Raw genomic sequence first — 24,555 nt, 5'->3', positions numbered from 1 at the left:
AAATATTAATCTATCCAAAAATGAGGAAATAAAATTATGGTGCAGCAAGACTGACTTGACCGTGAACAACGTGGAATAATTGAAAAGAAATCGACAAATCCTGTAAGTGTTTTAATACCGACGCATGGTCTAAGGTGGTCATAAAAACTTGACTTCCTAACTGACTCAATCGCTCAATTAACCGTTGTTGTGCGGTCTCATCTAACTCTGCTGTCAGATCATCTAATAATACCACAGTTTCCTTATTACTCGCATGCAGCATTGCAATTTGTGACAGTTTTAATGCCATGATTAACAACTTTTTTTGCCCACGAGAGAGTACATCATCAGCATTGCCAAAAGGTGTTTTTAACCGTAAATCAGCACGATGCGGACCATACTCAGTATAACGCCGATCTAGATCTTTTTGATGCTGCTGAACCAAGTCTTGCAATAGACCTTGCTCAGTATGAAAACCAGGATTGTATTCCAGTTCTATCTCAAGATTAGGTAGCAGAATTTTTAAATCTTCATGGAAAAATTGGTTCCATTGCTCAACAATACTGACCCGTTGTGAATGCAGCATTTCGCCATAATCACTGAGCATTTTATTCCAAGGCTCTAAATCAGCCAAAGTCAGATTGCGCCGTGTCTTGAGCAAACTATTCCGTTGTTTGAGTGCTCGAGAATAATACTGCCATGCAAAATAAAACTCAGGTTCCACGTGGAACATTAACCAATCTAATAACTGTCGCCTAGGCTTTGCGCCGTGGTCAATGATATCGGTACTTTGTGGATCGATATGCTGTAAAGGTAATAATTTTGCCAGTTGACCTTGAGTCGCAATGGTATCGCCATTGACCTTAATCACCTGTTCGCCCGAAGCCAGCTTTTGCATGCCAATACGTTCAGTAGCAGATTGCGCAAAAACAATCGCATCGCCGGCTTCATATTGAATGTAATGTTTTGGAATATGGGTGCGAAATGAACGCCCTGTTGCCAGTAAATGAATAGCCTCTAGAACTGACGTTTTTCCAGAACCATTTGCGCCGTAAAAAATATTAAACGGTTGCAACTCATGGAGTGCAACCGTCTTTAAATTACGTACACGTTCGATATTTAAACGCGTGATTTGCATGCTTTAAAACTCAAACATCAATCGTCATTAAACTCGCATTGGCATCACGACATAAGTTTGATCAGGATGCGCAGGATCTTGTACCAATACCGACTGATTCGCCTCTGTCATACTCATCCGCACATCATCACCATCAAGAACACTCAACACATCAAGGATATATTGAGCATTAAAAGACATTTCAAGAGGTGCATCTTGATATTGGATTACTAAATCTTCACTCGCCTCGTCCTGTTCAGGGTTATTGGCGCGTAATTGCAATGTATCTTGGCTAAAATTCAAGAAAACACCACGTAATTTCTCATTACTTAAAATTGCAACGCGTTGTAGCGATTGCTTAAACACATCATGTGCAATCAACACATGTTTGTCACCACCACGAGGAATCACACGGCGATAGTCAGGGAATTTACCATCAATCAACTTAGTCGTAAAACGCACGGTAATATCACCCTGTTCCTTATCTCGACTTGGCGTATTGATAGTTACATTCAACAACTCACGACCGATTAATAAAGTGAGTTGTTCATCTTCAATACTGAGCAAACGTTGTAACTCCCCTACTGCCTTGCGAGGAACGATCGCTTGAATTGAAGATGTCGCTGTTGATGAAGCTAACACCTCACACAATGCTAAACGATGACCATCAGTTGTCACTGTACGCAACTGATTTTGATCAATTTCTAGTAATGTTCCTGTTAAATAAAAGCGAACATCCTGAACTGCCATAGCAAATGCAGTCTTTTCAAATAAACGTTTGAGTTCACGCTGAGTGACTTGAACTTGCGTGCCTAAACTATTCTCAGTAGAAAGTAGTGGATAGTCTTCAGCTGGAAGAGTACCCAATACAAAACGACTGTTACCTGATTTCAAGATACAACGTTGATCTTCCGTGATTTTTAAATCAATCAAAGCCGCACTAGGGAGTGATTTACAAATTTCGACTAATTTACGCGCAGGAACCGTCGTTTCACCTGCTTCTATACAAGCACCATCAGCTAAGGTCGTACTTGCTACCAACTCAACTTCCAAATCAGAACCTGTGATCGTCAAGGCCTGCTGTGTGGTTTGAATTTTAACGTTTGAAAGAATATTCAACGTATGACGGCGCTCCACCGCACCCACAACGTGTGACAAAACATTGAGTAAACTTTCTTTAGCGATTTTCAAACGCACGATTTTATTCCTCTTACAACGGAAGCCGATAAAAATGTTAGCAGTGTACTATGCTGCACTTAAAACGAGTTTGCAACTCTGAAAATGAGTTTAACTTTGTAACAGACGAAGTAGATTTTTATAATCTTCATTAAAAATCGGATCTTGTTCGCGCAAGCTGACTACTTTTTCGCAGGCATGCATCACGGTACTGTGATCTCGACCACCAAAGGCCATTCCAATCTCAGGGAAACTATCCCCTGTCAATTCACGAGCTAGACCCATTGCTAACTGACGAGGGCGAGCATAAATACGGGTACGCTTCGGCCCAACCAATTCTTTTAAGGGAATACGGAAATACTCACTCACGACACGTTGAATATTCTCAACACTAATCGTTCTCGCTCGAATCGCTAACACATCTTTCAATGATTCACGTACCACATCAAGATCAATAGAGGTACCTTTAAAGCGAGAAATAGCGACAACCTTATTCAACGCGCCTTCAAGTTCACGAACGTTTGCCACCACTTGTTGAGCGATAAATAAAGCACAATTGCGAGGTAAATCAACACCACTATTTTCAGCTTTTTTAAGCAAAATCTCGATACGAGTTTCAATATCTGGTGGTTCTACACCCACCGATAAACCCCATGAAAAACGAGAAACCAAACGAGGATCCAATTCAGTTAATTCTTTTGGATAACGATCTGAGGTTAAAATAATTTGTTTAGATTCATCCAGTAAAGCATTGAATGTATAAAAGAATTCAACAAGGCTTGCTTCTTTACCAGCAAGCAAATGAATATCATCAACCAACAATAAATCTAAAGAACGACAATTTTTCTTAAACTCTTCAACCTTACCTTTCTGCAATGAACAGACAAAGTCTTGTACAAAACTTTCCGAGGTCATATACATGACACGTGCATTCGGTTTGGCTTGTAAAAGTGCATTCCCTACGGCTTGCATCAAGTGTGTTTTACCCAAACCTGTTGGACCATATAAAAATAAAGGATTGTGCTGAGATGCGCCTAATTGGGTTAATACCTTACGGCAAGTCTCAGCAGCCATTTGGTTAGAACGGCCTTCAACAAATAAAGAGAATGTAAATAATGGGTTGAGTTGTCTTTTCTTTGGTATTTTCGCGACATTTTGACTTGGTTGCACCAAATCAGTTTCTTTCTTAGCTTTAATAGGAACGATTGGAGTGGTTGAAGTGTTACCTAAAGCCGCGGTCGTGGTTGCAGGTTGCTCATGAGAAGACAAAATAGTACCTGGACGCGAATCAACCAAGATTTCAACCTGACGTACTCGACCTTCCGATAATTGCTCAGCAAGAATTGAAATTAACTCTAAATGGTTGTCTTGAATATAACGTGTCCAATATGGATTAGGTGCATATAAACGCATTACACCGTCAACTTCTTCAGCAACCAAAGGACGAATCCACATCGCAAAGACGTTGTCAGAGAGCTCTTGTCGCAAGCGAGTTAAGCAGTCTGTCCAGAGCATGTGCATCCCCTAATATCCATTTTAAATTCAAAAATAAAGAAACCACCAATCCCATCTTTCGAAGGGGTCGCCATTCTAACCAAGTTATCCACATCTGTCAGGCAAATTTATGAGACTTTTGCCGAAAAAGAAAGCATTTGATTATAAATTTAAATTTAAAACCACTTGTGCATAACTTTTTGCACAAGTTGTGGATAGTTTTAGTGCTAAAGTTATCCACAATTTATAAAATCAATAAAAACATGGTTATCCACAAATTAAATCCTTGTTTAAAATCATAAAAACATCAATTTCCACAGAAAAAATGCATACTAATAAGAATAAATTTAAATTTTAAAATTTGAATTTACTTATAAGATTGGGTTGAGTTGTGGATAACTAAGCATATCGAAATTTAAATTCAAGAATTAAATTTAAACTGGAATCTTGGTTGTTGATAAGCCTGTATGTAAGCTGTGAATATAGTTGAATATTTATATAATATAAAGGGATAGCTTGTGTATATTTTTTGTTTTCCATCATGTGAGATATTTGCTAGGTGTTTTATTGCTCCAAAACAGAACAAACAAAATGTAAAGTTTTTGATTTTCCATTGACAGCGTAAACATTGCACAATAAAATCGCGGACCTTTATAGAAAGATCATTTTGGGAGTTTCGATATGAAACGTACTTTCCAACCATCTGAATTAAAGCGTAAACGCGTTCATGGTTTCCGCGCTCGTATGGCTACTAAAGCAGGTCGTCAAGTTTTAGCTCGTCGTCGTGCAAAAGGTCGTCATAGCTTAACTGTTTAATACTGTTAAGCTGACCAGATTTGGGTGATGGCACTTTACAGTTTCGGCATTGAATCTCGTATTCGTTGTGCCGCTGATTACAAAAGTGTATTTGATGGTGCACTTTTTAAAGTGCACCAGCCCCATTTCCTTTTTTTAGCAAAATTAACCGAACAGCCAAATAGCCGTTTGGGTATTGTCGTTGCTAAAAAGAAAGTACGTCGTGCTCATGAACGAAATCGAATAAAACGTCTTGCTCGGGAGAGCTTTCGCTTACACAAAGTGCAATTTAATGCTGATATCGATATTGTGGTGATGCCTAAAGTTGGTATAGAAGCAATCGCAAATCAAGAATTACATCAACAATTAGAGTTTGCTTGGCAAAAATTACAACGCTTAGCAAAAAAGCATTCAAAAGCTGTTATAACATCCTCACAAAATTAGAGATCTCCAATGGTACGATTACTACATTGGTTGATAAGATGTTACCAGATTGCTATTAGTCCATTATTAGGTCCTCGTTGTCGCTATATTCCTACTTGCTCGCAATATGCGATTGAAGCATTGCAAACACATGGGGCGGTCAAAGGTGTCTGGTTATCGACTAAACGAATTTGCCGTTGTCATCCTTGGGGTGGCTTAGGCTACGATCCAGTACCACGCAAAGCAGTTCGTTTTATTTCGTTTCATCAAATAGATTCTCAAATGCATCACGTTGCTGTACCCTTTCGTGATCGTTTATTCAAGCAAAATCTCTCTAACCATTTGGGATTATAGATATGCAACAATGGGCCAGATTTGCAATTCTTGGAGCCATGTTTGTTACCGCATATTTGCTTATTTTGGCTTGGCAAAAAGATTATGGTCATGCTGCACCGGCACCGCAACAACAAGCGGCGGCTGTGACTGCACATGAAGTATCTGCAGATTTGCCAAACGCTCAAAATGCAACAGCGGCTTCAGACTTGCCACAAGCAAATGTGACTGCATCACAAACCACAGAGCATAATACATCTGTGAGTCAGCAACTGATTTCAGTACAAACTGATCTTTATCACCTGTGGATCAATCCAAAAGGTGGTGATATTGTCCGTATTGAATTGTTAAGCCATGATGAAAGCAAAGACAGCGATAAGCCGTTTGTCATGCTGGAAAGTGATGCGAAACGTACTTATGTCGCTCAATCTGGTTTAATTGGTTTAAATGGACCAGATAGCAGCCGTAGCGGCCGTCCAATGTATGATGTTGAAAAAACAGCGTATACTTTGGCAGATGCGAAGAGCGTTGCAGCAAAAGATGGTAAGACACATCAAGTGTTGACTGTGCCATTGGTATTTAAAACACCTGAAGGTGTGGAAGTGATTAAGTCGTTCACCTTCACGCAAGGTGATTACCCAATTACAGTGAAACATCAGGTTGTTAACCGTAGTCAGCAAAACTGGCAAGGCCAAATGTTTGGTCAGTTAAAGCGTGACAATTCTGATGATCCAGGTAAATCTTCTCAAGGTATCTTTACTTTGGGAACTTATCTTGGGGGTGCATGGGGCACGCCAGAGGAGCATTATAACAAGTTGAAATTTGCGAATTTCAATGATGAAAAATTAAATGTTGAAGCCAAAGGCGGCTGGGTGGCCATGGTTCAGCATTATTTTGTCAGTGCTTGGATTCCTGGGAATTTAAAACTGACTCAGGCTGATGGCCAACCTTATACTGCCAAGCTGGAATCGCGTCAGTCTGCTGATGGTATGAATATCATGGGCTTCACCTCTCCAGTGATCAATGTACCTGCGGGTACGTCAATGGAAGTGGATGCACAACTTTATTCTGGCCCAAAAATTCAGTCTGAACTCAAAGATTTAGCTGCTGGTTTAAATCAAACTGTAGATTACGGTTGGTTATGGCCAATTGCCAAGTTATTGTTCCTGGGCTTGCAATTCTTCCATAATCTTGTTGGTAACTGGGGATGGTCAATTATCTTATTGACGATCTTGGTGAAGTTGATTTTATGGCCACTTTCTTCAAAAAGTTATCGTTCGATGGCGAAAATGCGTGTGATTGCACCAGAAATGCAACGTATGAAAGAAGAATTTGGTGAAGACCGTATGCGTTTCTCACAAGAAATGATGGCCTTATATAAGCGTGAACAAGTCAATCCATTGTCTGGTTGCTTGCCGTTATTGCTACAAATGCCGATTTTCTTAGCCTTGTACTGGGTGTTGATGGAATCTGTTGAATTGCGTCATGCACCGTGGTTAGGTTGGATTCAAGATTTATCTGCGATGGATCCATGGTTCATCTTGCCGTTGATCATGGGTGTGACCATGTTCGTTCAGCAAATGTTGAATCCTCAACCAACTGATCCAATGCAGGCAAAAGTATTCCGTATCATGCCAATCATGTTTACGGTATTCATGTTGTTCTTCCCTGCGGGCCTCGTGCTTTACTGGATCGTCAACAATAGTATTACCATTTTACAACAATGGTTTATTAACAAAGGTGTTGAGAAAGACCGTCTCAACAAGGTTGAGCCGAGCGCTTAAGTTCGAACTTTTACTGAATAAATCCGCTTAAGATGGTAATCTTAGGCGGATTTTTCTTTGTCTGTATTTAGGGTTCCTGTTTCATAACCCTCGTATTTTTAGGTGAATTTAACATGCAACATCAAACCACAATTGCTGCGATTGCTACCCCATTAGGTCGTGGTGGTGTGGGCGTGATTCGACTTTCTGGACCGAAAGCCTATGCAATAGCAGAGCAACTAACCCAGAAAAAACTTCCTGCTGCACGAATGGCGGGTTTCCGTCAGTTTTGTGATGCCGATGGTTCGGTGATGGATGAGGGCATCGTGTTATGTTTTCCAAATCCGCACTCGTTTACTGGCGAAGATGTGGTGGAATTACAGGGGCATGGTGGCCCTGTCATCCAAAATGCTTTGCTGGCACGTTTGCTCGATTTGGGCGCGACTGCTGCAAAGGCAGGTGAATTTTCCATGCGTGCCTTTGAAAATGGCAAAATGGATTTATTACAGGCGGAAGCGATTGCTGATTTGATTGATGCTACCTCACAGGCGGCTGCACGTTCGGCAGTTCGTTCCCTACAAGGTGCATTTTCAACCAAAATTAATACGGTTTTAGAAAAGCTCATTCACTTGCGTTTGCATGTTGAAGCCGCGATTGATTTTCCAGAAGAAGAAATTGATTTCCTTGCCGATGGCAAGATTTTAGCTTTGCTGGATGATGTACAGGAGTCGGTCAAGGCAGTACAGCAATCTGCACGCCAAGGACAGCTGTTACGTGAAGGTTTGCAGGTGGTGATTGCGGGTAAGCCCAATGCGGGTAAATCGAGTCTGTTAAACGCACTTGCAGGGCATGAGCGTGCCATTGTGACCGATATTGCAGGTACTACTCGTGATGTACTACATGAAAAGATCAGTTTAAATGGCTTGCCGATCACCTTAACTGACACTGCTGGTTTACGTGAGACGGGCGATATTGTGGAGCAGGAAGGGATTCGTCGTGCAATCAAGGAAATCGAACAAGCCGATTTGCTGTTGTTGGTGTATGACTTGAATCAAGGTGATGAGCCATTGCAATTGGCGTATGAATATTTTTCAGAGCATCTTGAGCCAAAACGTTTGCTATTGATTGGCAATAAATGCGATTTAACGGGTCAAGATGCCACATTAAGTGATTATCAAGGCTTCCGTCATATCAGTGTCTCCGCAAAACAAGATATGGGTGTTCAGGCGCTCATAGAGGCGATTACAGCGCATGCTGGCTTCCAACCTGAGGAAGATACCTTTATCGCCCGAACACGTCATTTAGATGCAATGAAGCGTACTCAGCGCTATCTTGCAGAAGCACGTGAGCAGTTAGTTGTGTTTAATGCAGGTGAACTTGTAGCTGAATCATTGCGACTGGCTCAAAATGCGTTGGGCGAAATCACGGGTGATTTCAGTGCTGATGATTTACTCGGAAAGATTTTTGGTTCATTCTGTATTGGAAAGTAATTTTTTAAGAGTTTAAAATTTTATATAGGCATTAAGAATATCTTCTTAGTGCTTTTTTTGTAGAATTTATTGTGTATTTTATGCCAAATAAAGAATTAATTTTTTAGATTAATAAAAATTATTAATTCGTTTCATTATTTTGCTTATGCTTATATAGCTTTAATTTATCTTGTGAATATAAATTAATATATTTTAAAATTGGTAATGATAAACTGATTAAATTCTAAAATGAATATTAGGTTATATACCGTGAACTATTTTATTTTGACTGTGTTTTTTTGTATGTTTTCGACATTTATTTATGCGAAAACAGAGATTTATCAATGTAAAGAGAATGGATCTGTTATATTCCAATCCAAACCTTGCAAAGGTACAGGTCAGACTGTAGCTGATAAGGTTAAAGAACAACAACAAGCAAAAGAACGTAAACTTGCTGAAATTCAGGAAAAAGAAAAACTTTTACAAGAGAGATTAAAGCACCAGCCGAAAAAAGAAGTTGGTTTTAAAGCAACTATCATAAATTTTAAGAATAAAATGATTCGTTATTGGCATGCTTTAAAGAAGAAATTTTCAATTGATTCCTAAAATATTGAATATAAATCTTTAGATTTTAAAAAAACAGCCTAAATAATTTCTATTATTTAGGCTGTTTTTTTGTTTAAATGCCTTGCATTTCTTGCTCTTCAGAGTCTTCTTTCAGCATATTTAAAGAAGTTGCTGCACTAGCTGGAACTCCTTCTTGACGAGTACTTTTTAGCTTGATTTGTAAGCGTAACTCATTCAAGGAATCAGCATTACGTAACGCTTCATCATAACTAATTGCACCTTCGTTGTATAAATCAAACAAGGCCTGATCAAAAGTTTGCATACCTAATTCACGAGACTTGGTCATAATTTCTTTAAGATTATGAAATTGACCTTTTAAGATATTTTCTGCAATTAATGGTGTATTCAGTAGAATCTCTACGGCTGCACGACGACCTTGACCATCTTGAGTACGGACCAAGCGTTGAGAAATAATCGCTTTCATATTAGATGAAAGATCCATCAGCAATTGATTACGGCGTTCATCTGGAAAGAAGTTCATGATCCGATCTAATGCTTGATTGGCGTTATTGGCATGTAAAGTTCCTAAACATAAATGCCCAGTTTCAGCAAAAGCAATGGCATGTTCCATGGTTTCAGTATCACGGATTTCACCAATCAAAATGACATCAGGTGCCTGACGCAATGTATTTTTTAAGGCATGGTGCCAAGTATGGCAATCTACACCGACTTCTCGGTGGGTAATCATTGATTTTTTATGTTTATGAACATATTCGACTGGATCTTCGACCGTAATAATATGTCCTGCTGAGTTTTCATTACGATGGTCAATCATGGCTGCCAATGACGTAGATTTACCTGAGCCTGTGCTTCCCACCACCAAGACCAGACCACGTTTTTCCATCATGACATTTTTCAATGATTCTGGGAGTTTGAGCTTTTGGAAGGTTGGGATTTCTGACGTAATGGTTCGGATAACCATGCCGATTTGTAGTTGTTGCTTAAATACATTGACACGAAAGCGTGATACTTCTGGAATATTAATTGCGAAATTACATTCCCATTCATTTTCAAATTCTTGGCGTTGCTTTTCATTCATTAAGCTATATGCAAATAGCTTAGTTTTTTCTGGGGTTAAAGTTTGCTGACCTAAAGGACGCATTAAACCTTGGAGTTTAATACTCGGTGGAAAGTCTGCTGTAATGAATAAATCTGAGCCGCCATATTCAACCACTTTGGTCAACATATGAAACATAAACGTTTTGGCTTCTTCTAATAATTCCGCGTTATACATGGATGTACCTAAATTTTAAGACAAGACTAGATTGAGTCAGATGGTGTGAAGTTAAAACTAATCATGCAAAGGAAAACATATCCTTGTTTCTTTAAAATGAAGTTTCAAAAGTTCTGTAAGTCATTTCATGGCTTTTCATTCACGCTGAACGAGATTACAAAAGTTGCCTTGCTGATTGTGATTGGATTATTCCAAAAATAAACCCATCGATCTAGTTTGATTTTTATTTATTATATGAATATCAATACAATGTGAGAATTTTTGTCATTTTTTTACCAAAACGAGCTTTTTTATCTTTGATTTGAAACCACTTTAAAAAAAAGATGTTCCACGTGAAACATGACGATGATTGGTTGGCTTTTGGTTGTGACTGAGTAAGCTGTGCAATTTATGAGGATAAGCCTGATTAAAATAGCACTAATTTTGAGTTGAGTATGAGACATGTTGAAAAGAATCGCTTTATTTTCATTATTGAGTTGCACGTCTGCGATGATTTTTGCAAATGTAGAAACCTTAAAAAATAATTTAAATCAGCAATATCCCAATATTCATGTTAGCAATATCCAACCAACAGAAATGACAGGACTATATAGTGCCAATTTAGACAATCAGATTATTTATTTGGATGAAAATGCCCAACATATGTTTATTGGTTCGATGGTTCGTTTAAAAGATCAAAAGAATCTGACCAAGGACTTGGTTCTAAAGCAAAATTCAATTGACTGGAAACAATTACCTTTAAAAGATGCAATAAAAACGGTAAAGGGCAATGGTAAACAGCAGCTCGCTATTTTTTCAGATCCGAATTGCCCCTATTGTAAGAAATTAGAAGCTGAACTGGATAAGCTCAATGATGTCACCATTTATACGTTTATCTACCCACTAAAAGCACAATCGATTGCGGTCTCAAAATCGATTTGGTGTGATCCTAACCAAGCTTATGCGTGGAAAAACCTATTGCAGAAGAATGTACAGCCTAAAGAAAAAACTTGTACTAATCCAATTGATCGCAATCTGGAATTAGGGAAAAAATTAGGTATAGAAGGAACGCCAACGCTGATATTCGGGAATGGTCTGAAAATGGTTGGCGGGCGGAGTGCTGAAGACATTCGGATGATTTGGAAAGAACTCGGTTTATAAATAAAAAATGCCCAATGCATTGTAATAAAATGATTTGGGCATTTTTAATTTATTTTGTTCTAACTTTTCTTGGTGACCAAGTTGTAGATGAACAAAATAATAATGGCACCAATGACCGATGCGATAAAGCCAGCCGCTGAGTTTTCACCATATAATCCAAGTAAGCGACCGCCATAGGTTGCTAATAATGAACCTGCAATCCCTAATAAGGTGGTAACAATAAATCCTGCTTTATCTTCACCAGGATGCAACGCACGGGCAATTAAACCTGCAAAAAAACCGACCACAATCGCTACAATGAGAGACCACATGACCTTTTCTCCTTGTTTTACCATAGTATTTGTTTGTTACTATCCTGCTGGATTTAGCCTAAATCTGTCTGTAGTGGATTACTGAGTTATGTCGTATTTTTGTGCAATCTTTATCGTGCTTTGATTAACAAGCTAGAATAAAAAAGGCGCTTTAAAGCGCCTTTCATAATTGATCAAAGACCGATTTCACCGATAAATGGTAAGTGACGATACTTTTGATCGAAATCTAAACCGTAACCGACAATAAAGCGATCTTCGACTTCAAAACCTAAGAATTTTACTTCTAAATCAATCTCACGGCGTGAAGGTTTGCTCACCAAAGTACAAAGTTCAATTGAGTTTGGATTACGGGTTTTGAGCATTTCAACGACTTTGCTCAAGGTATTCCCTGAATCAATAATATCTTCAACAACAAGCACATCTTTACCGTGAATCTCACCATCAAGATCTTTTAAAATTTTGACATCACGGCTTGAAACTGTGCCACCGCCATAGCTTGAAACGGTCATAAAGTCGAGTTCGTGTGGTTTTTCGATTGAACGGCACAAATCTGCCATAAAAATGACTGAACCACGCAGTAAACCAATCAATACCAGTTCCTTGTCACTTTGAGCATAGTGTGCATTGATTTTCTCACCGAGTTCTTTGACTTTGGCTTGAATCTCTTCACTGGAAATCATAATGCGCATTGCAATGGTCATCGGTAGATTCCTAAAACGTAAAAAATGGGAAATAAAAAAGGTGTTGACCTGCAACACCTCGAAATCTTGAGTGAATATGCGAATTTTAAAACAAAATCACTATTCATGCACCTTTTGATGGTGCAGAAAATGTATCATTTTTCGGCTGATGGCTGTCACGTCTCAGTAGCACAGCACCGCCGATGGCCAATAATATCCACCCAATTTTTCGTTTATTCAAAACTTTAGCTTTGGCTATAGGCTTTTTGTCCATAGATATAGGTTGCCTCAATATTTCGGTCATCGCCCATCGTAAACAAGGCGAATAGGCTATCTTCGATTGATTTTGAACGTGACTGACGCAACTGTTGCAATGCAGTTGGCTTAAGGTTCAACACCACAAAATCAGCTTCCTTTCCTACATTAAAGTTACCTAGCTTGTCATCTAAGTCTAACGCTTTTGCGCCACCTAAGGTCGCATGATACAGCGATTCGTAAGCTGATAATTTGTCACCCTGAAGCTGTTGAACTTTGTAAGCCTCATTGACAGTTTGTAATAAACTGAAAGAGGTTCCTGCCCCAACGTCAGTTCCCAAACCTACTTTAACTTGCTGCTGCCATGTTTTGTTTAGCGGAAATAAACCACTACCCAAAAATAAATTTGAGGTTGGACAGAACGCAATTGCAGAGTCGGTCTCATGCATACATTGCCATTCAGGATCTTCTAAATGAACGCAGTGAGCAAATACAGAACGCTGACCCGTTAAGCCATAATGATGATATACATCTAAATAACCCTTTTGTGCTGGGAATAAATCTTTAACCCATGCAATTTCATCTTTATTTTCGCTTAGATGTGTATGTACATAAACATCAGGATATTCAGCTTTGAGTTGCCCTGCTCTTTCAAGTTGTTCAGGTGTAGAGGTTGGAGCAAAGCGTGGTGTGATGGCATATAACGCACGACCTTGACCATGCCACTTCTCAATGAGTGCCTTAGAGTCGTCATAGCTGCTGTCTGCGCTATCACACAGGGCTTCAGGGGCATGACGATCCATCATGACTTTACCTGCAATTAGACGCATCTGATGCTGTTCTGCGGCTTCAAATAAAGCATCTACCGATTCAGGATGAACCGTACAAAATACCAGTGCAGTGGTTGTGCCATTTTTAAGCAGTTCATTCACAAAAAACTTGGCGATCTCGCTCGCATAAGCTTTGTTTTTAAACTGGATTTCAGTTGGGAATGTATAAGTGTTTAACCAGCTCAAAAGTTGTTCGCCGTAAGCACCGACCATTTCCGTTTGTGGAAAGTGAATGTGTGTATCGATCATGCCTGGGATGATCAGTTGCTCTGGATAATGCTGAATTTCAATATTGATTGGTAGATGGTCTTGAGCGTCGTTCCACGTGCCAAACCAGCGAATTTTGCCTTGTTCTGTGATGAGGACACCATCTTCGAGATAACGAACTTGATCTGCAATTTGATTTGCTTGAGCAACAGTTTTTTGAATATCTAAGAAGCGACCACGAATAACAGTGATGGGAGTAGCCAAAGTCATAACAACCTACAATTTTACTTTTTTCGATTGATTGTACTCGATTTTGCTCGTTTTACTGGATTATTCGTCTAATTTAAGTATAGAAAGCCGAGCGAGGTATGAGTAATTGATTGGATCAATTCACTTTACTTTTCGGTGTAAATACGTAAATTGTCAGCAATAATTATACTTTTTGGAAAAAATAAAGATGTATTATTGGAATACCAAAGCTTTAGCGCATGAGTTGGCTGAAGATACTCTAAGTAAACAACATTATAAAAACTATTATCTCGCAGCGGCATTGGTCGTGAGTGCTGTGTACTATTACGGTATGTATTCGCCTTATTCTGATATTCGAGTGATTGGGATTGAAGCTGCATTGACCCTATTGATTATGCTGATTGGGATTCAACGGACTTATCAAGCCAATGGTGCTGATCAAGGTGTCCATTTCTTAAATCGGGTCACGGCTTTGTCCTTTCCTATTCTGATGCAAAATACGGTGTTTGGAATTGTTTTTGGGCTAGTTTTATTGGGAGTTTATCAATATTTTGGTTTAGCGCAAACCGCATTTGAAATGTGGTACGAATGGTGTGTTTCGGCTTTTACCATTTTTCTGCAAATTTTATTTTTTACTCGTTTGGTGTCTTATATGAAACGGGTGAAAGATCATACGATTTAAACTTGATACGGTCAGGATGTATGTCATTAAATCCTGACCGATTGATGATTGTTATCTAGATTTACTCTATAAAATAATGCGCTGCGAAATGTGCATCATTGCCAATAATGTCGTAGCAGTCCTCACGAATCGACATGCCTGCACACTGATGTCCCACCATCCATAAACCCAGCGTGGGTAACTGACCAGCAAACAATGGAGTCTCTACCCATTTTTGTACCACATAGCCATATTTATCATAGTCATCAAAATAGAAACTACCAGAAGCAGCACCTTGATCTTGACCATCTTGCAACACTCGAATATTCGCCCCTTCCCTTGCTAAGATCGGTTTTTTCACCCATTTGCCAGAGAATTTTTGCTGGGGATCAAAATGATGGGTCTCAACTAAAAGTGGGTGATTTGGATAGCGTTTCCAAAGCTCCACTAAAATTGCTTTATTAGAGAGCAGCATTTTCCAACATGGTTCGATCCAATTCGATTGCGGACTCAGATATTGAGAGAATGATTCTTCCCAAATCCATTCCCAAGGATATAACTTGAATAGGTTTTGAATGGGTCGATTATTCAGATCAACAAAACTCTGTCCATTCCAGCCAATATTTTCCATTGAAAGTTCAGAAACTTGTAGATGCGCTTGAAAAGCGGTATCCATTAAATATTCTAGATTGCCCCAATCCTCTCGCCCTGCCTCCTGACAGGCTGCAAAATGCACGTGACTTCCTCGCGGTAGAATGGTTCGCCAACGCTTAATCAAGTCTTCGTGAATACTGTTAAACTGATCTCGATTCGAAATCCCAGATACTTGTTCGATCCATAGCCATTGTGCTACTGATGCCTCTAACAGTCCTGTGGGAGTATCAGCATTGTATTCCAGCATTTTGATATTGCGCCCATCATAGGCAAAGTCAAAGCGTCCATAAAGCATCGGCGCATTTTGTCGCCAAGACTGTTCGATTTGTGCAATTGCACCAACTGGAATCTGGAAATAATCAGGATAATTACCGCGTTGAATCAAATCACTTGTCACAGCTAAACACATTTGATGCAGTTCATTAGCTGCATCTTCAAGCTGTTCAATTTGCTTCAATGTAAATTCGTAGGCAATTCCTTCTGACCAGTAAATTGAGCCATCCAGTGAGGGTAAATTAAAATAATCGAAACCAATTTTTTGGTGTTCGAGTTGCCAGTCGGTACGCGGTGTGAGGATTTTTCTTTTCATACAAAATATCAGTTTTCCTGATCAACCACCAAACGAAGAACCGCCACGACCGAAACCGCCACGAATAGGTGATGATACAGAATAGCGTTTTGCAGTGGTTGAAATTGAAGGTTGTCCCACACTGAGATTGGTATGTGGTCTCAAGGTGTTGCCTTTAAAAGAGACTTCACGATTATGTTGATAATATTGTGGTCCTAAATAACGCCCAGAACCAAAGCCACCATAATAACGAACGCCAGCAGTAGAACCTCCGCTTCCTGAGCTATTTTCTTCTTCACAAGTTTCAGTATTCCAGTCTGTTGCACAATCATATTGATTGTTATAAACATCTTGTACTAGAGGTCCATCATTGTGGCTACATGCAGTGAGTAGCAATGGCACCACCACAAGATTAATTTTTTTAGAACGCATGAGACCCCACTCATTTTAATTTGCTTGATCGACATAAATATGTGAGCAAGTCTTGTTTATTATGTTTCTGATTAGGAAAGATAAAATCTTTAAGCCGCCATATGATATTGATCTGTTTTTTTAATGTACAGTCTATTTTTATGATTTAACTGTTCAGGCACCTGAATTTATCAAATGCCTGAATTCAACTGATTAAGATTGCAACTGCTTTTTATTATGACGTAATGATAGATAAGCGGTGATACTGAGTACCAGTACGATAAAGCTCAATGAAATCCAGATTGGCATGTGGAACACATCCAGCAATAACATTTTCGCACCGATGAACAGTAAGATAATGCCCAAACCATACGGTAGGTAATGCAGTTTGGTTGCGGCACCAGCCAACAGGAAGAACATTGCACGTAAACCCAAAATCGCCATTAAATTCGCTGTTAATACAATGAACGGGTCACTGGTTACAGCGAAAATTGCAGGAATAGAGTCAACCGCAAAGATAACGTCGGAACCTTCAACCAAAATCAGAACTAAAAATAATGGTGTTGCCCACAACAAACCATCACGGCGAACAAAGAATTTTTCACCCTCAAGCTGTGGCGTGATACGCATATGTTTGCGTAACCATTTTAAGGTTTTGATATCTTCGATATTGGTTTCTTCGTCTTGTCCTTTTAGGAATTTGAAACCTGTATAGACCAAGAATGCACCGAAGATGTAAAGAACCCATGAAAACTCTTGAACGAACCATGCACCAATAAAAATAAAGATGGTTCTTAAGACGATGGCACCTAATACGCCGTAAAGTAGGATTTTACGTTGCAGTGCAGAAGGAATCGCAAATGCAGAGAAAATCATTAACCAAACAAAAACGTTGTCAATCGCTAAAGATTTTTCTAACAAATAACCTGCAAAGTATTCCATGGTTTTTTGATTCGCAAGGGTGAGTCCTACTGTTTGCTGTAGATAGAGCCACAAGCCCCCACCAAATAGCACTGCTACAGTGACCCAAGCAATACTCCAGTAAGCGGCTTGCTTGATTGGAACATCTTGGTTTTGTTTTTGTTTAAAGCCTAAAAAATCGACCAAAAGCATGACTGTGACAAGGCCGAAGAATACGACATACAGCCATAGATTACCGATAGTTTCCATCACAACTCCATATCTAGCAACTGGGCATAAAAAAACCTTGATCAGTTGCCAGATGAATAAATACATCTGTTTCAACATGATCAAGGTCTTGCCTACATCACAAATCGATTGTGATGCTCAGAGTCCGACTTTTTGCAAAGTGTAATGACGAAGCTCTGACACCTAAGTACTTTAACTACACTACCTAGGTTTGGAGGAGGCTACTCCCCTTGTCAAACGAATTTTGTATGGATGATGACATCCAAATGTGTGTATAGAATTACACATTTTTCACAAATGTGCAAATCTTCAGCAAATTAGGTCAGGATTAAAAATTTTCAAAATCTCTGTGCGTAAAAATTGATGTCGAGGATTGTGTTTTACGTGCTCATGCCAATACATACCCATATTGATTTTGGGTAATTCAATCGGAAGTGCATGAATCTGTAAATCTTTTGAATAGTGTAGATGTTTTAGAATACTTTGAGGGATAGTCAGTATTGCATTTGGATGCTGCGCTAAGACCTGTAAAGCTGTTGAATAGTGCTGGCAGCGTAGAAAAATTTGTCGAGACAATTGTTGGCGATTAAGATAAATATCTTCCAATAATAACCCCGTACGCCGTGATGACACACCAATATGCGGTGATGATAAATAGAGCGATAAATTCATTTTGGTTTGCTGTGTGCAGACCACAAAATAATCTTCAATCAGGTTTTCAAACTGCAAATGAGCTTGATACGGTTGTACTAAGTCAATCACAAAATCGATTTGTTGTGCTGACAAATCAGCCAACATATTTTTACGATCAAGTTTAGAACTAAAAAACTGGATATTGAGATTTTGCTTGGCAAAGTGATTGACCAATTGAGGAAAAATAATGGGTTCGATTTCATCATGAATCGCGATTTTTATACTTTGTAGCATGCTCGGCCTAAAATCTTGCTGAGGCATAGCGATTTTTTGAATACTCAATAAAGCCATTTGAATCGGCTGATAAATCTGCTCAGCATAAGGCGTAGGCAGCATTTTTTGCCCACTACGCACAAACAGCTCATCTTTAAGTTGTACACGTAAACGTTGTAAAGCATGACTGACAGCAGATTGGCTGATACACAACAATTGGGCAGCTTTGGAAATGCTCTTTTGTTCAAAAATCGCAATAAACAGCGGATATAAATTAATATCAATACGATGAAAGTAAGCCACTTCCAATGGGCTAGTATTATGAATATGATTCATAGTTTTGAATAAAATAAAATCATTTCATTCATAATAAATTTTCGCTTATGGTGATGTAAAGCAGCGAATCAAGCTTCGCCAAATTTTTACTTTGAGGGAAATGATGATGTTTGCATTATCTGAGCGCGCACAGGATTTTATTGCACGAACCAAAGCCTTTATCCAACAAGAAATTGAACCGATCGAAAAGGCATTTTGGGATGACGTCCATCATCTCAATGTGGATGGTGACTGGACCAAGTGGCAGTGGCCTGAACAATTACAACAATTGAAAGATAAGGCTAAAGCGGCTGGCTTATGGAATATGTTTTTGCCCGATGCGGAATTGGGTGCTGGTTTATCGGTTCAGGAATATGCGCATATTGCCGAACTGACTGGACGTAGCTTACTTGCACCCACCGTATTTAACTGTAATGCACCTGATAGCGGCAATATGGAAGTGTTATGGCGCTATGGTAGCGAGGCACAAAAACAGCAATGGTTGCAACCTTTGCTTGCAGGGGAAATCCGTTCAGTGTTCTGTATGACTGAACCCGCCGTGGCTTCCAGTGATGCCACTAATATGCAAGCCACGGCAGTGATTGATGGTGATGAAATCGTCCTGAATGGGCGTAAATGGTGGTCATCGGGCTTGGGTGATCCCAATGCCAAAGTGATTATCTTCATGGCTTATACTCCTGACGAGAGTAAAGACCGTCATCATCAACATTCGATGGTCTTAGTACCGATTGAAACGCAAGGCGTGACGATTGAAAGAATGTTGCCTGTGTTTGGTGATTACGATGCGCCACATGGACATGGGCAAGTTAGTTTTGACAATGTGCGTGTGCCAGTGAGCAACTTTATTGGCGGCGCTGGGCAAGGTTTTGAAATTGCGCAAGGGCGTTTAGGGCCTGGGCGAATCCATCATTGTATGCGTTGTATTGGCGCAGCTGAAAAAGCCTTAGAGTTGATGATTGATCGTGGTATGTCCCGTAAAGCCTTTGGCAAAGAATTATTAAAGTTGGGTGGGAATTTAGAACGAGTCGCGGAAGCCCGTGTGCAAATCGACCAAGCCCGTTTATTAACGCTGTATGCGGCTTACAAGATGGACACTTTAGGTAATATGGCGGCACTCACCGAAATTTCTGCAATCAAAGTGGTTGCACCAACCGTATTGCAAAATGTGGTGGATATGGCGATTCAGATTCATGGCGGCGAAGGTGTGTCACGTGATACACCACTGACTGCATTCTTTAATCAAGCACGCAGTTTACGTTTAGCTGATGGACCAGACGAAGTACATAAGGGCATGATTGCTAAACTAGAACTCAAAAAACGTGGCTATGGTCGTTGATAAGGATATAAGAAAATGGCAGTGATTGATGTGGGTGGTCAGGTTCGGCATGGCGAAGAACTGGATATTTCCGCAGTGGAAACGTGGTTAAAAGACCAAGGTATAAATCTACAAGGACAGGCACAAGTCACCCAATATTCGGGTGGTGCATCGAATTGGACTTATCGCCTGCAATATGACAATGCAGATCTAATTTTACGCCGTCCACCGAAAGGCACCAAAGCCAAATCAGCACATGATATGGAACGTGAATACAATGTGCAGAAGCATCTTGCGCCGTTCTACCCTGTCCTGCCTGAAATGATGGCACTGTGTCAGGACGAGAGCGTAATTGGCTGTGACTTCTATGTGATGAAACGGATCGAGGGCATTATTCCACGCGCCAATTTACCGAAAGAATTACAGTTAGATGAGCAACAGGTACAGCAATTGTGCCTGAATGTTCTAGATAAATTGATCGAGCTGCATCAAGTGCCGTATCAAGGTACAGAATTGGAACAACTGGGCAAAGGTGAAGGTTATTGTCGCCGTCAAGTCGAAGGTTGGGATGCACGTTATAGCAAAGCACTCACGCCAAATGTACCTGATTTTGCTTTTGTGCGTGAGTGGTTGTTGGAACATATCCCTGCCGATGCTAAAACTTGCGTGATTCATAATGACTGGCGTTTTGATAATGTCATTTTAGATCCACAACAACCGACAAAAGTGATTGGGGTACTGGATTGGGAAATGGCGACACTCGGTGATCCATTGATGGATTTGGGCAGTGCCCTCGCCTACTGGATTCAAGAGGATGATGATGCGCTGATGAAATCAAGCCGCCGTCAACCGACCAATTTAAAAGGTATGCTGACACGTCAACAGGTGGTGGATTACTATCTGGAAAAAACAGGTTTGCAACCAACGAATTGGGCCTTTTATGAAGTGTTTGGTTTGTTCCGTTTAGCCGTGATTGCGCAACAGATTTATTATCGTTATTACCATCAGCAAACTGATAATCCCGCCTTTAAGGATTTTTGGATTTTGATTCATGCCTTACATATTCGGGCTTTAAAACTGATAGCCCAAAACAATACTGAAGCACAGCAGTTGATTCCTGAATATGCTGCAAAACTACAGGATATTTTAAAACGATGAGCACAATTTATTTGGTGCGGCATGGGCAAGCGTCGTTTGGTGCAGCGAGCTACGATCAGCTTTCAGCTAAAGGTGAACAACAGGCACAGGTTGTGGGTGATTTTTTTAAACAAACCCTAAAACAAACGCCTTTAGTGGTTGCAGGTTCAATGCAACGTCATCAGCAGACGGCGCAACTCGCTTTATCGCAAAGTTTCCATAATGCATCCATTCAAACCGAATCGGCGTGGAATGAGTTTGATCATCAGCATGTCTTTGCTCAATATGAACCGCGTTTTAATCAGCCTGAATTGCTTAAACAGGATGTTGAATTGATGGCCAATCCACGTGCTTATCTGGCCAAAATCTTTGATGGTGCAATAGACCGCTGGATTGGAGCGCAATATGACCATGAATATCATGAAACATGGTTAGGCTTTCAATCACGTGTTGAGCAAGCATTACAATCGCTTTGCGAAAGTATTGATATGACCAAGCATCGTCAAGCCGTCGTATTTAGTTCTGGTGGCGTGATTTCTGTGGCGGTAGGCAAAGTATTAGGTTTGAATGTAAAGCAGATCTTTGCGCTAAATTGGTCGATTGCCAATGCCAGTATCACCACGCTGCGTTGGGTTGATGGACGTTTGCAACTACTGAGCTTTAATGAGCATCATTATTTAAAAACACGTGATGCTGAACTTTTAACATGGATTTAAAAAATAGGTGGCAGGCATGGCAAAGACCATTTTAATTACAGGGGCAAGCTCGGGTTTGGGCGCAGGTATGGCGCGTGAATTTGCGGCTAAAGGTTACAATTTGGCGTTGTGCGCACGGCGGCTGGAACGTTTGGAAACACTCAAACAGCAGCTACAAAGCCAGTTTTCGATTCAGGTGGGGATTAAGACGCTGGATGTGACCCATTACGATGATGTGTTTACGGTTTTTAAAGCCTTTCAGCAAGAATTTGGAACGATTGACCGAATTATTGTCAATGCAGGTGTGGGTGAAGGTCGCCGTATCGGTAAGGGTCATTTTGATGTAAACCGCGCTACGGCTGAAACCAATTTTATTTCGGCATTGGCGCAATGTGAAGCCGCGGTTGAAATCTTTAGAGCGCAAAATAAAGGGCATTTGGTGGTGATTTCCTCGATGAGTGCAATGCGTGGTTTACCAAAGCATTTATCGACCTATGCCGCGAGTAAAGCCGCGGTGGCGCATTTGGCTGAAGGGATTCGTGCTGAGCTACTGCATACTCCAATTAAAGTCTCAACGATTTTCCCAGGTTATATTCGCACTGAATTGAATGAAGGTGCCAAGAAATTACCGTTTGAAGTGGATGAGAAAACGGGTTGTAAGGCTTTGGTGAAAGCGATTGAGAAGGAACCCGTGAAGGCGTATGTGCCGCAGTGGCCGTGGTTACCAATGGGAATTGCAATGAAGATTTTGCCGTTGAAATTGGTGAATAAATTGAGTTAATTACAATAAATGGATTGGATATGTTTCATTTGGAAAAGGCTGCACAGCCTTATATAGGTTTAATTGTTTTTGTATAGGCATTTCCTTACTTTTCATGGGTGAGGCGTTTACTCCGCAAGGTAACAAAAATCCTTTGTTGAGCAGAGGGTGCGTCCATGTAACCCCTGCTCAACAGGCGGCATCTATGCCGCCTGTCACGGTAGTAAATACCGTGACAAGATTGAATTACAAAAGTGTGCTATAGGCTATATTACGACAAAGCCGTAATCAACTTTTGGTGTAATCCACCAAAACCACCATTGGACATGATCACCACAGCATCTCCTTCACCTGCTTCATTCACCACACGGGCAATGATCTCATCTAAAGAGCGGCTGACTTCCGCCTTGTTTGATGAAGCGGCAATCACAGGCTGTAAATCCCAGTCCAAGCCCTCTGGCTGATACCAGATCACTTCATCGGCTAAACGTGCTGAATGTGCCAAACCATCTTTATGGCTGCCCATACGCATGGTGTTAGAGCGTGGCTCAATGATCGCCCACAGTTTACGCTCACCTAAACGCTTACGTGCGCCGTCCAGCGTGGTTTCAATTGCGGTTGGATGATGGGCAAAGTCATCATAGACTTCGATACCACGAACCGTTGCTAACAGCTCCATACGGCGTTTTACCCCACCGAATTTAGATAAAGCTTCACAAGCCTGTTCAATGGTTACACCGACATGCTGTGCAGCCGCAATCGTCGCTAAAGCATTGGCAACACTATGTTGCCCTGTCATATCCCATTTCACTTCGCCAATTACTTTGCCGTGTTCAAGCACATTAAAGTGGCTGCCATCGGCACTGACTAGCTCCGCAGATAAAGCGGCTTGGTCATTGGCTTCAAGACTGGTACGAACCACAGGCGTCCAGCAGCCCTGTTCTAGCACTTCATCAATATTGGTTTCAGTAATCGGCGCAATAATACGACCTTCACTTGGAATGGTACGCACTAAATGGTGAAACTGTTTTTGAATGGCAGCGAGGTCATCAAAGATGTCGGCATGGTCAAATTCAAGGTTGTTTAAAATCGCTGTTTTAGGGTGATAGTGAACGAACTTAGAACGCTTATCGAAGAAGGCAGAATCATACTCATCGGCTTCTACACAGAAATATTTGCCACCGCCTAAACGCGCGCTTTCGCTAAAACCCAGTGGTACGCCACCAATCAAAAAGCCAGGATTTAAGCCTGCTTGATCAAGCACCCAAGCCAGCATGGTGGTGGTGGTGGTTTTGCCATGTGTCCCTGCGACACCGAGTACATGTTTGCCTTGCAGTACATGATCGGCCAAGAATTGTGGCCCAGAAATATAAGGCAGGCCTTCATTTAACATGTATTCAATCGCATCAATACTACGTTTCATGGCATTGCCGACGATCACAAGATCAGGATGCGGTTGTAAATGGCTACGGTCATAGCCCTGCATCAATTCAATACCTGCATTTTCCAGTTGAGTCGACATGGGTGGATAAACATTGGCATCTGAACCTGTGACTTTATGTCCTAAATCTCGTGCCAATAGAGCCAAAGACCCCATAAATGTGCCACAAATACCCAAAATATGCAGATGCATAATGCGCCTTCTCCACTGCTTTACATACAGCACTAATCTCGTGTGTATGATTGTCGTTATCAATAAAAATCAATCGCAACGATAGCAAGGCTGACATTGAAAAGATAGTCAAAATTCGTTGTTGTTATTAACTTAAAATTGAGTGATTTTAACGTTATTCTGATGTATTCAAAGCAAATGATTCAGCCCTTATTTTTATAAAAGGACATCCGATTGAGCCCTACACTTTTAGCATTATGTTTGTTGAT

The 24,555-nt window shown here is 40.4% G+C and carries 24 protein-coding genes; 12 read left to right on the top strand and 12 right to left on the bottom strand.

Translation table 11 applies throughout. The annotated features are described in order from the left end of the window. Positions 1–34: 34 nt before the first annotated feature. The 3 genes from recF to dnaA all read right to left on the bottom strand — a co-directional run bounded on the left by recF (position 35) and on the right by dnaA (position 3,787). Complete coding sequence (recF, locus tag HYG88_RS11255) at positions 35–1,117, bottom strand: DNA replication/repair protein RecF (RefSeq protein ID WP_005158912.1); 1,083 nt, start codon at positions 1,115–1,117, stop codon at positions 35–37. 27 nt (positions 1,118–1,144) lie between these two features. Further along, positions 1,145–2,293 carry a DNA polymerase III subunit beta gene (dnaN, locus tag HYG88_RS11250; RefSeq protein ID WP_372616604.1) on the bottom strand — a complete coding sequence of 383 codons (1,149 nt, stop codon included), beginning with the start codon at positions 2,291–2,293 and terminating at the stop codon, positions 1,145–1,147. Positions 2,294–2,383: 90 nt separating this feature from the next. Beyond that, positions 2,384–3,787, bottom strand: coding sequence for a chromosomal replication initiator protein DnaA (gene dnaA / locus HYG88_RS11240; RefSeq protein ID WP_178883119.1), 1,404 nt, complete (start codon positions 3,785–3,787; stop codon positions 2,384–2,386). A 660-nt stretch (positions 3,788–4,447) separates the two neighbouring features. Here dnaA and rpmH point away from each other — a divergent pair. From rpmH to HYG88_RS11210, 6 genes are all read left to right on the top strand, one after another. Next, the gene (gene rpmH / locus HYG88_RS11235; protein ID WP_000831329.1) at positions 4,448–4,582 is read left to right on the top strand and encodes a 50S ribosomal protein L34; all 135 of its coding nucleotides are present in this window, start codon (positions 4,448–4,450) and stop codon (positions 4,580–4,582) included. A 27-nt stretch (positions 4,583–4,609) separates the two neighbouring features. Then, positions 4,610–5,005 carry a ribonuclease P protein component gene (rnpA, locus tag HYG88_RS11230; RefSeq protein WP_004675434.1) on the top strand — a complete coding sequence of 132 codons (396 nt, stop codon included), beginning with the start codon at positions 4,610–4,612 and terminating at the stop codon, positions 5,003–5,005. 9 nt (positions 5,006–5,014) lie between these two features. Then, positions 5,015–5,338: a membrane protein insertion efficiency factor YidD gene (gene yidD / locus HYG88_RS11225; RefSeq protein ID WP_178883118.1), complete on the top strand. Its 324-nt coding sequence runs from the start codon at positions 5,015–5,017 to the stop codon at positions 5,336–5,338. A 2-nt stretch (positions 5,339–5,340) separates the two neighbouring features. After that, a complete protein-coding gene (gene yidC, locus HYG88_RS11220; RefSeq protein ID WP_178883117.1) occupies positions 5,341–7,101 on the top strand; it encodes a membrane protein insertase YidC in 1,761 nt (586 codons plus the stop codon). 113 nt (positions 7,102–7,214) lie between these two features. After that, positions 7,215–8,570 carry a tRNA uridine-5-carboxymethylaminomethyl(34) synthesis GTPase MnmE gene (gene mnmE / locus HYG88_RS11215; protein ID WP_178883116.1) on the top strand — a complete coding sequence of 452 codons (1,356 nt, stop codon included), beginning with the start codon at positions 7,215–7,217 and terminating at the stop codon, positions 8,568–8,570. Positions 8,571–8,819: 249 nt separating this feature from the next. Next, complete coding sequence (locus HYG88_RS11210; RefSeq protein WP_256413827.1) at positions 8,820–9,155, top strand: hypothetical protein; 336 nt, start codon at positions 8,820–8,822, stop codon at positions 9,153–9,155. A gap of 73 nt (positions 9,156–9,228) precedes the next feature. On the opposite strand, the gene HYG88_RS11205 is transcribed toward HYG88_RS11210, so the two are convergent. Continuing rightward, entirely contained in the window at positions 9,229–10,410 is a 1,182-nt protein-coding gene (locus HYG88_RS11205) for a PilT/PilU family type 4a pilus ATPase (protein WP_087547921.1), read from the bottom strand. A gap of 441 nt (positions 10,411–10,851) precedes the next feature. Between HYG88_RS11205 and HYG88_RS11200 the strand changes: the two genes are divergently transcribed. Further along, positions 10,852–11,550, top strand: coding sequence for a DsbC family protein (locus tag HYG88_RS11200; protein ID WP_178883114.1), 699 nt, complete (start codon positions 10,852–10,854; stop codon positions 11,548–11,550). Between the two features lie 59 nt (positions 11,551–11,609). On the opposite strand, the gene HYG88_RS11195 is transcribed toward HYG88_RS11200, so the two are convergent. From HYG88_RS11195 to guaD, 3 genes are all read right to left on the bottom strand, one after another. Further along, positions 11,610–11,861 carry a GlsB/YeaQ/YmgE family stress response membrane protein gene (locus HYG88_RS11195; RefSeq protein ID WP_004660536.1) on the bottom strand — a complete coding sequence of 84 codons (252 nt, stop codon included), beginning with the start codon at positions 11,859–11,861 and terminating at the stop codon, positions 11,610–11,612. 173 nt (positions 11,862–12,034) lie between these two features. Next, positions 12,035–12,562 (bottom strand): hypoxanthine phosphoribosyltransferase, encoded by a 528-nt coding sequence (gene hpt, locus HYG88_RS11190; RefSeq protein ID WP_087547923.1) that lies wholly within the window; start codon positions 12,560–12,562, stop codon positions 12,035–12,037. 224 nt (positions 12,563–12,786) lie between these two features. Continuing rightward, on the bottom strand, positions 12,787–14,103 hold the full coding sequence (guaD, locus tag HYG88_RS11185; RefSeq protein ID WP_178883113.1) for a guanine deaminase: 1,317 nt from the start codon (positions 14,101–14,103) through the stop codon (positions 12,787–12,789). Between the two features lie 187 nt (positions 14,104–14,290). Between guaD and HYG88_RS11180 the strand changes: the two genes are divergently transcribed. After that, complete coding sequence (locus tag HYG88_RS11180; protein WP_178883112.1) at positions 14,291–14,764, top strand: hypothetical protein; 474 nt, start codon at positions 14,291–14,293, stop codon at positions 14,762–14,764. A 61-nt stretch (positions 14,765–14,825) separates the two neighbouring features. On the opposite strand, the gene HYG88_RS11175 is transcribed toward HYG88_RS11180, so the two are convergent. The 4 genes from HYG88_RS11175 to HYG88_RS11160 all read right to left on the bottom strand — a co-directional run bounded on the left by HYG88_RS11175 (position 14,826) and on the right by HYG88_RS11160 (position 18,767). Then, on the bottom strand, positions 14,826–15,986 hold the full coding sequence (locus HYG88_RS11175) for a glutathionylspermidine synthase family protein (protein ID WP_178883111.1): 1,161 nt from the start codon (positions 15,984–15,986) through the stop codon (positions 14,826–14,828). A 21-nt stretch (positions 15,987–16,007) separates the two neighbouring features. Further along, positions 16,008–16,397, bottom strand: coding sequence for a hypothetical protein (locus HYG88_RS11170; RefSeq protein WP_178883110.1), 390 nt, complete (start codon positions 16,395–16,397; stop codon positions 16,008–16,010). Positions 16,398–16,589: 192 nt separating this feature from the next. Further along, positions 16,590–17,546 (bottom strand): TerC family protein, encoded by a 957-nt coding sequence (locus HYG88_RS11165; RefSeq protein ID WP_178883109.1) that lies wholly within the window; start codon positions 17,544–17,546, stop codon positions 16,590–16,592. A gap of 288 nt (positions 17,547–17,834) precedes the next feature. After that, positions 17,835–18,767, bottom strand: a complete 933-nt coding sequence (locus HYG88_RS11160) for a LysR family transcriptional regulator (protein ID WP_178883108.1) — start codon at positions 18,765–18,767, stop codon at positions 17,835–17,837. A gap of 106 nt (positions 18,768–18,873) precedes the next feature. On the opposite strand from HYG88_RS11160, the gene HYG88_RS11155 reads away from it, so the two are divergent. From HYG88_RS11155 to HYG88_RS11140, 4 genes are read left to right on the top strand one after another with little or no spacing between them, the layout of a single operon-like run. Then, on the top strand, positions 18,874–20,103 hold the full coding sequence (locus HYG88_RS11155; RefSeq protein WP_178883107.1) for an acyl-CoA dehydrogenase family protein: 1,230 nt from the start codon (positions 18,874–18,876) through the stop codon (positions 20,101–20,103). A 15-nt stretch (positions 20,104–20,118) separates the two neighbouring features. Then, positions 20,119–21,240 (top strand): phosphotransferase family protein, encoded by a 1,122-nt coding sequence (locus tag HYG88_RS11150; protein ID WP_178883106.1) that lies wholly within the window; start codon positions 20,119–20,121, stop codon positions 21,238–21,240. Continuing rightward, a complete protein-coding gene (locus HYG88_RS11145) occupies positions 21,237–21,935 on the top strand; it encodes a histidine phosphatase family protein (RefSeq protein WP_178883105.1) in 699 nt (232 codons plus the stop codon). The genes HYG88_RS11150 and HYG88_RS11145 overlap by 4 nt, the downstream gene beginning before the upstream one ends. Before the next feature lie 16 nt (positions 21,936–21,951). Then, positions 21,952–22,695: an SDR family oxidoreductase gene (locus HYG88_RS11140; protein ID WP_178883104.1), complete on the top strand. Its 744-nt coding sequence runs from the start codon at positions 21,952–21,954 to the stop codon at positions 22,693–22,695. A gap of 250 nt (positions 22,696–22,945) precedes the next feature. Here HYG88_RS11140 and mpl read toward each other — a convergent pair whose 3' ends face one another. Then, positions 22,946–24,307: a UDP-N-acetylmuramate:L-alanyl-gamma-D-glutamyl-meso-diaminopimelate ligase gene (gene mpl, locus HYG88_RS11135; RefSeq protein ID WP_178883103.1), complete on the bottom strand. Its 1,362-nt coding sequence runs from the start codon at positions 24,305–24,307 to the stop codon at positions 22,946–22,948. Positions 24,308–24,555: the final 248 nt, after the last annotated feature.

The organism is Acinetobacter sp. SwsAc4 (assembly GCF_013391535.1).
Lineage (GTDB): Bacteria > Pseudomonadota > Gammaproteobacteria > Pseudomonadales > Moraxellaceae > Acinetobacter.
The sequence above is the reverse complement of the archived record's forward strand: the minus strand, read 5'-3'. Positions and strand labels throughout refer to the sequence as shown.

Bases quoted from the DNA above. Each gene is read 5' to 3' on its own strand.
- HYG88_RS11150 (WP_178883106.1), top strand. From the start codon at position 20,119: ATGGCAGTGATTGATGTGGGTGGTCAGGTTCGGCATGGCGAAGAACTG.
- HYG88_RS11160 (WP_178883108.1), bottom strand. From the start codon at position 18,767: ATGAATCATATTCATAATACTAGCCCATTGGAAGTGGCTTACTTTCAT.
- yidD (WP_178883118.1), top strand. From the start codon at position 5,015: ATGGTACGATTACTACATTGGTTGATAAGATGTTACCAGATTGCTATT.
- hpt (WP_087547923.1), bottom strand. From the start codon at position 12,562: ATGACCATTGCAATGCGCATTATGATTTCCAGTGAAGAGATTCAAGCC.
- HYG88_RS11145 (WP_178883105.1), top strand. From the start codon at position 21,237: ATGAGCACAATTTATTTGGTGCGGCATGGGCAAGCGTCGTTTGGTGCA.
- guaD (WP_178883113.1), bottom strand. From the start codon at position 14,103: ATGACTTTGGCTACTCCCATCACTGTTATTCGTGGTCGCTTCTTAGAT.
- HYG88_RS11205 (WP_087547921.1), bottom strand. From the start codon at position 10,410: ATGTATAACGCGGAATTATTAGAAGAAGCCAAAACGTTTATGTTTCAT.
- rnpA (WP_004675434.1), top strand. From the start codon at position 4,610: ATGGCACTTTACAGTTTCGGCATTGAATCTCGTATTCGTTGTGCCGCT.
- HYG88_RS11200 (WP_178883114.1), top strand. From the start codon at position 10,852: ATGTTGAAAAGAATCGCTTTATTTTCATTATTGAGTTGCACGTCTGCG.
- recF (WP_005158912.1), bottom strand. From the start codon at position 1,117: ATGCAAATCACGCGTTTAAATATCGAACGTGTACGTAATTTAAAGACG.
- HYG88_RS11165 (WP_178883109.1), bottom strand. From the start codon at position 17,546: ATGGAAACTATCGGTAATCTATGGCTGTATGTCGTATTCTTCGGCCTT.
- HYG88_RS11175 (WP_178883111.1), bottom strand. From the start codon at position 15,986: ATGAAAAGAAAAATCCTCACACCGCGTACCGACTGGCAACTCGAACAC.
- HYG88_RS11180 (WP_178883112.1), top strand. From the start codon at position 14,291: ATGTATTATTGGAATACCAAAGCTTTAGCGCATGAGTTGGCTGAAGAT.
- dnaA (WP_178883119.1), bottom strand. From the start codon at position 3,787: ATGCTCTGGACAGACTGCTTAACTCGCTTGCGACAAGAGCTCTCTGAC.
- mpl (WP_178883103.1), bottom strand. From the start codon at position 24,307: ATGCATCTGCATATTTTGGGTATTTGTGGCACATTTATGGGGTCTTTG.
- HYG88_RS11140 (WP_178883104.1), top strand. From the start codon at position 21,952: ATGGCAAAGACCATTTTAATTACAGGGGCAAGCTCGGGTTTGGGCGCA.
- HYG88_RS11195 (WP_004660536.1), bottom strand. From the start codon at position 11,861: ATGTGGTCTCTCATTGTAGCGATTGTGGTCGGTTTTTTTGCAGGTTTA.
- yidC (WP_178883117.1), top strand. From the start codon at position 5,341: ATGCAACAATGGGCCAGATTTGCAATTCTTGGAGCCATGTTTGTTACC.
- HYG88_RS11155 (WP_178883107.1), top strand. From the start codon at position 18,874: ATGTTTGCATTATCTGAGCGCGCACAGGATTTTATTGCACGAACCAAA.
- rpmH (WP_000831329.1), top strand. From the start codon at position 4,448: ATGAAACGTACTTTCCAACCATCTGAATTAAAGCGTAAACGCGTTCAT.
- HYG88_RS11170 (WP_178883110.1), bottom strand. From the start codon at position 16,397: ATGCGTTCTAAAAAAATTAATCTTGTGGTGGTGCCATTGCTACTCACT.
- mnmE (WP_178883116.1), top strand. From the start codon at position 7,215: ATGCAACATCAAACCACAATTGCTGCGATTGCTACCCCATTAGGTCGT.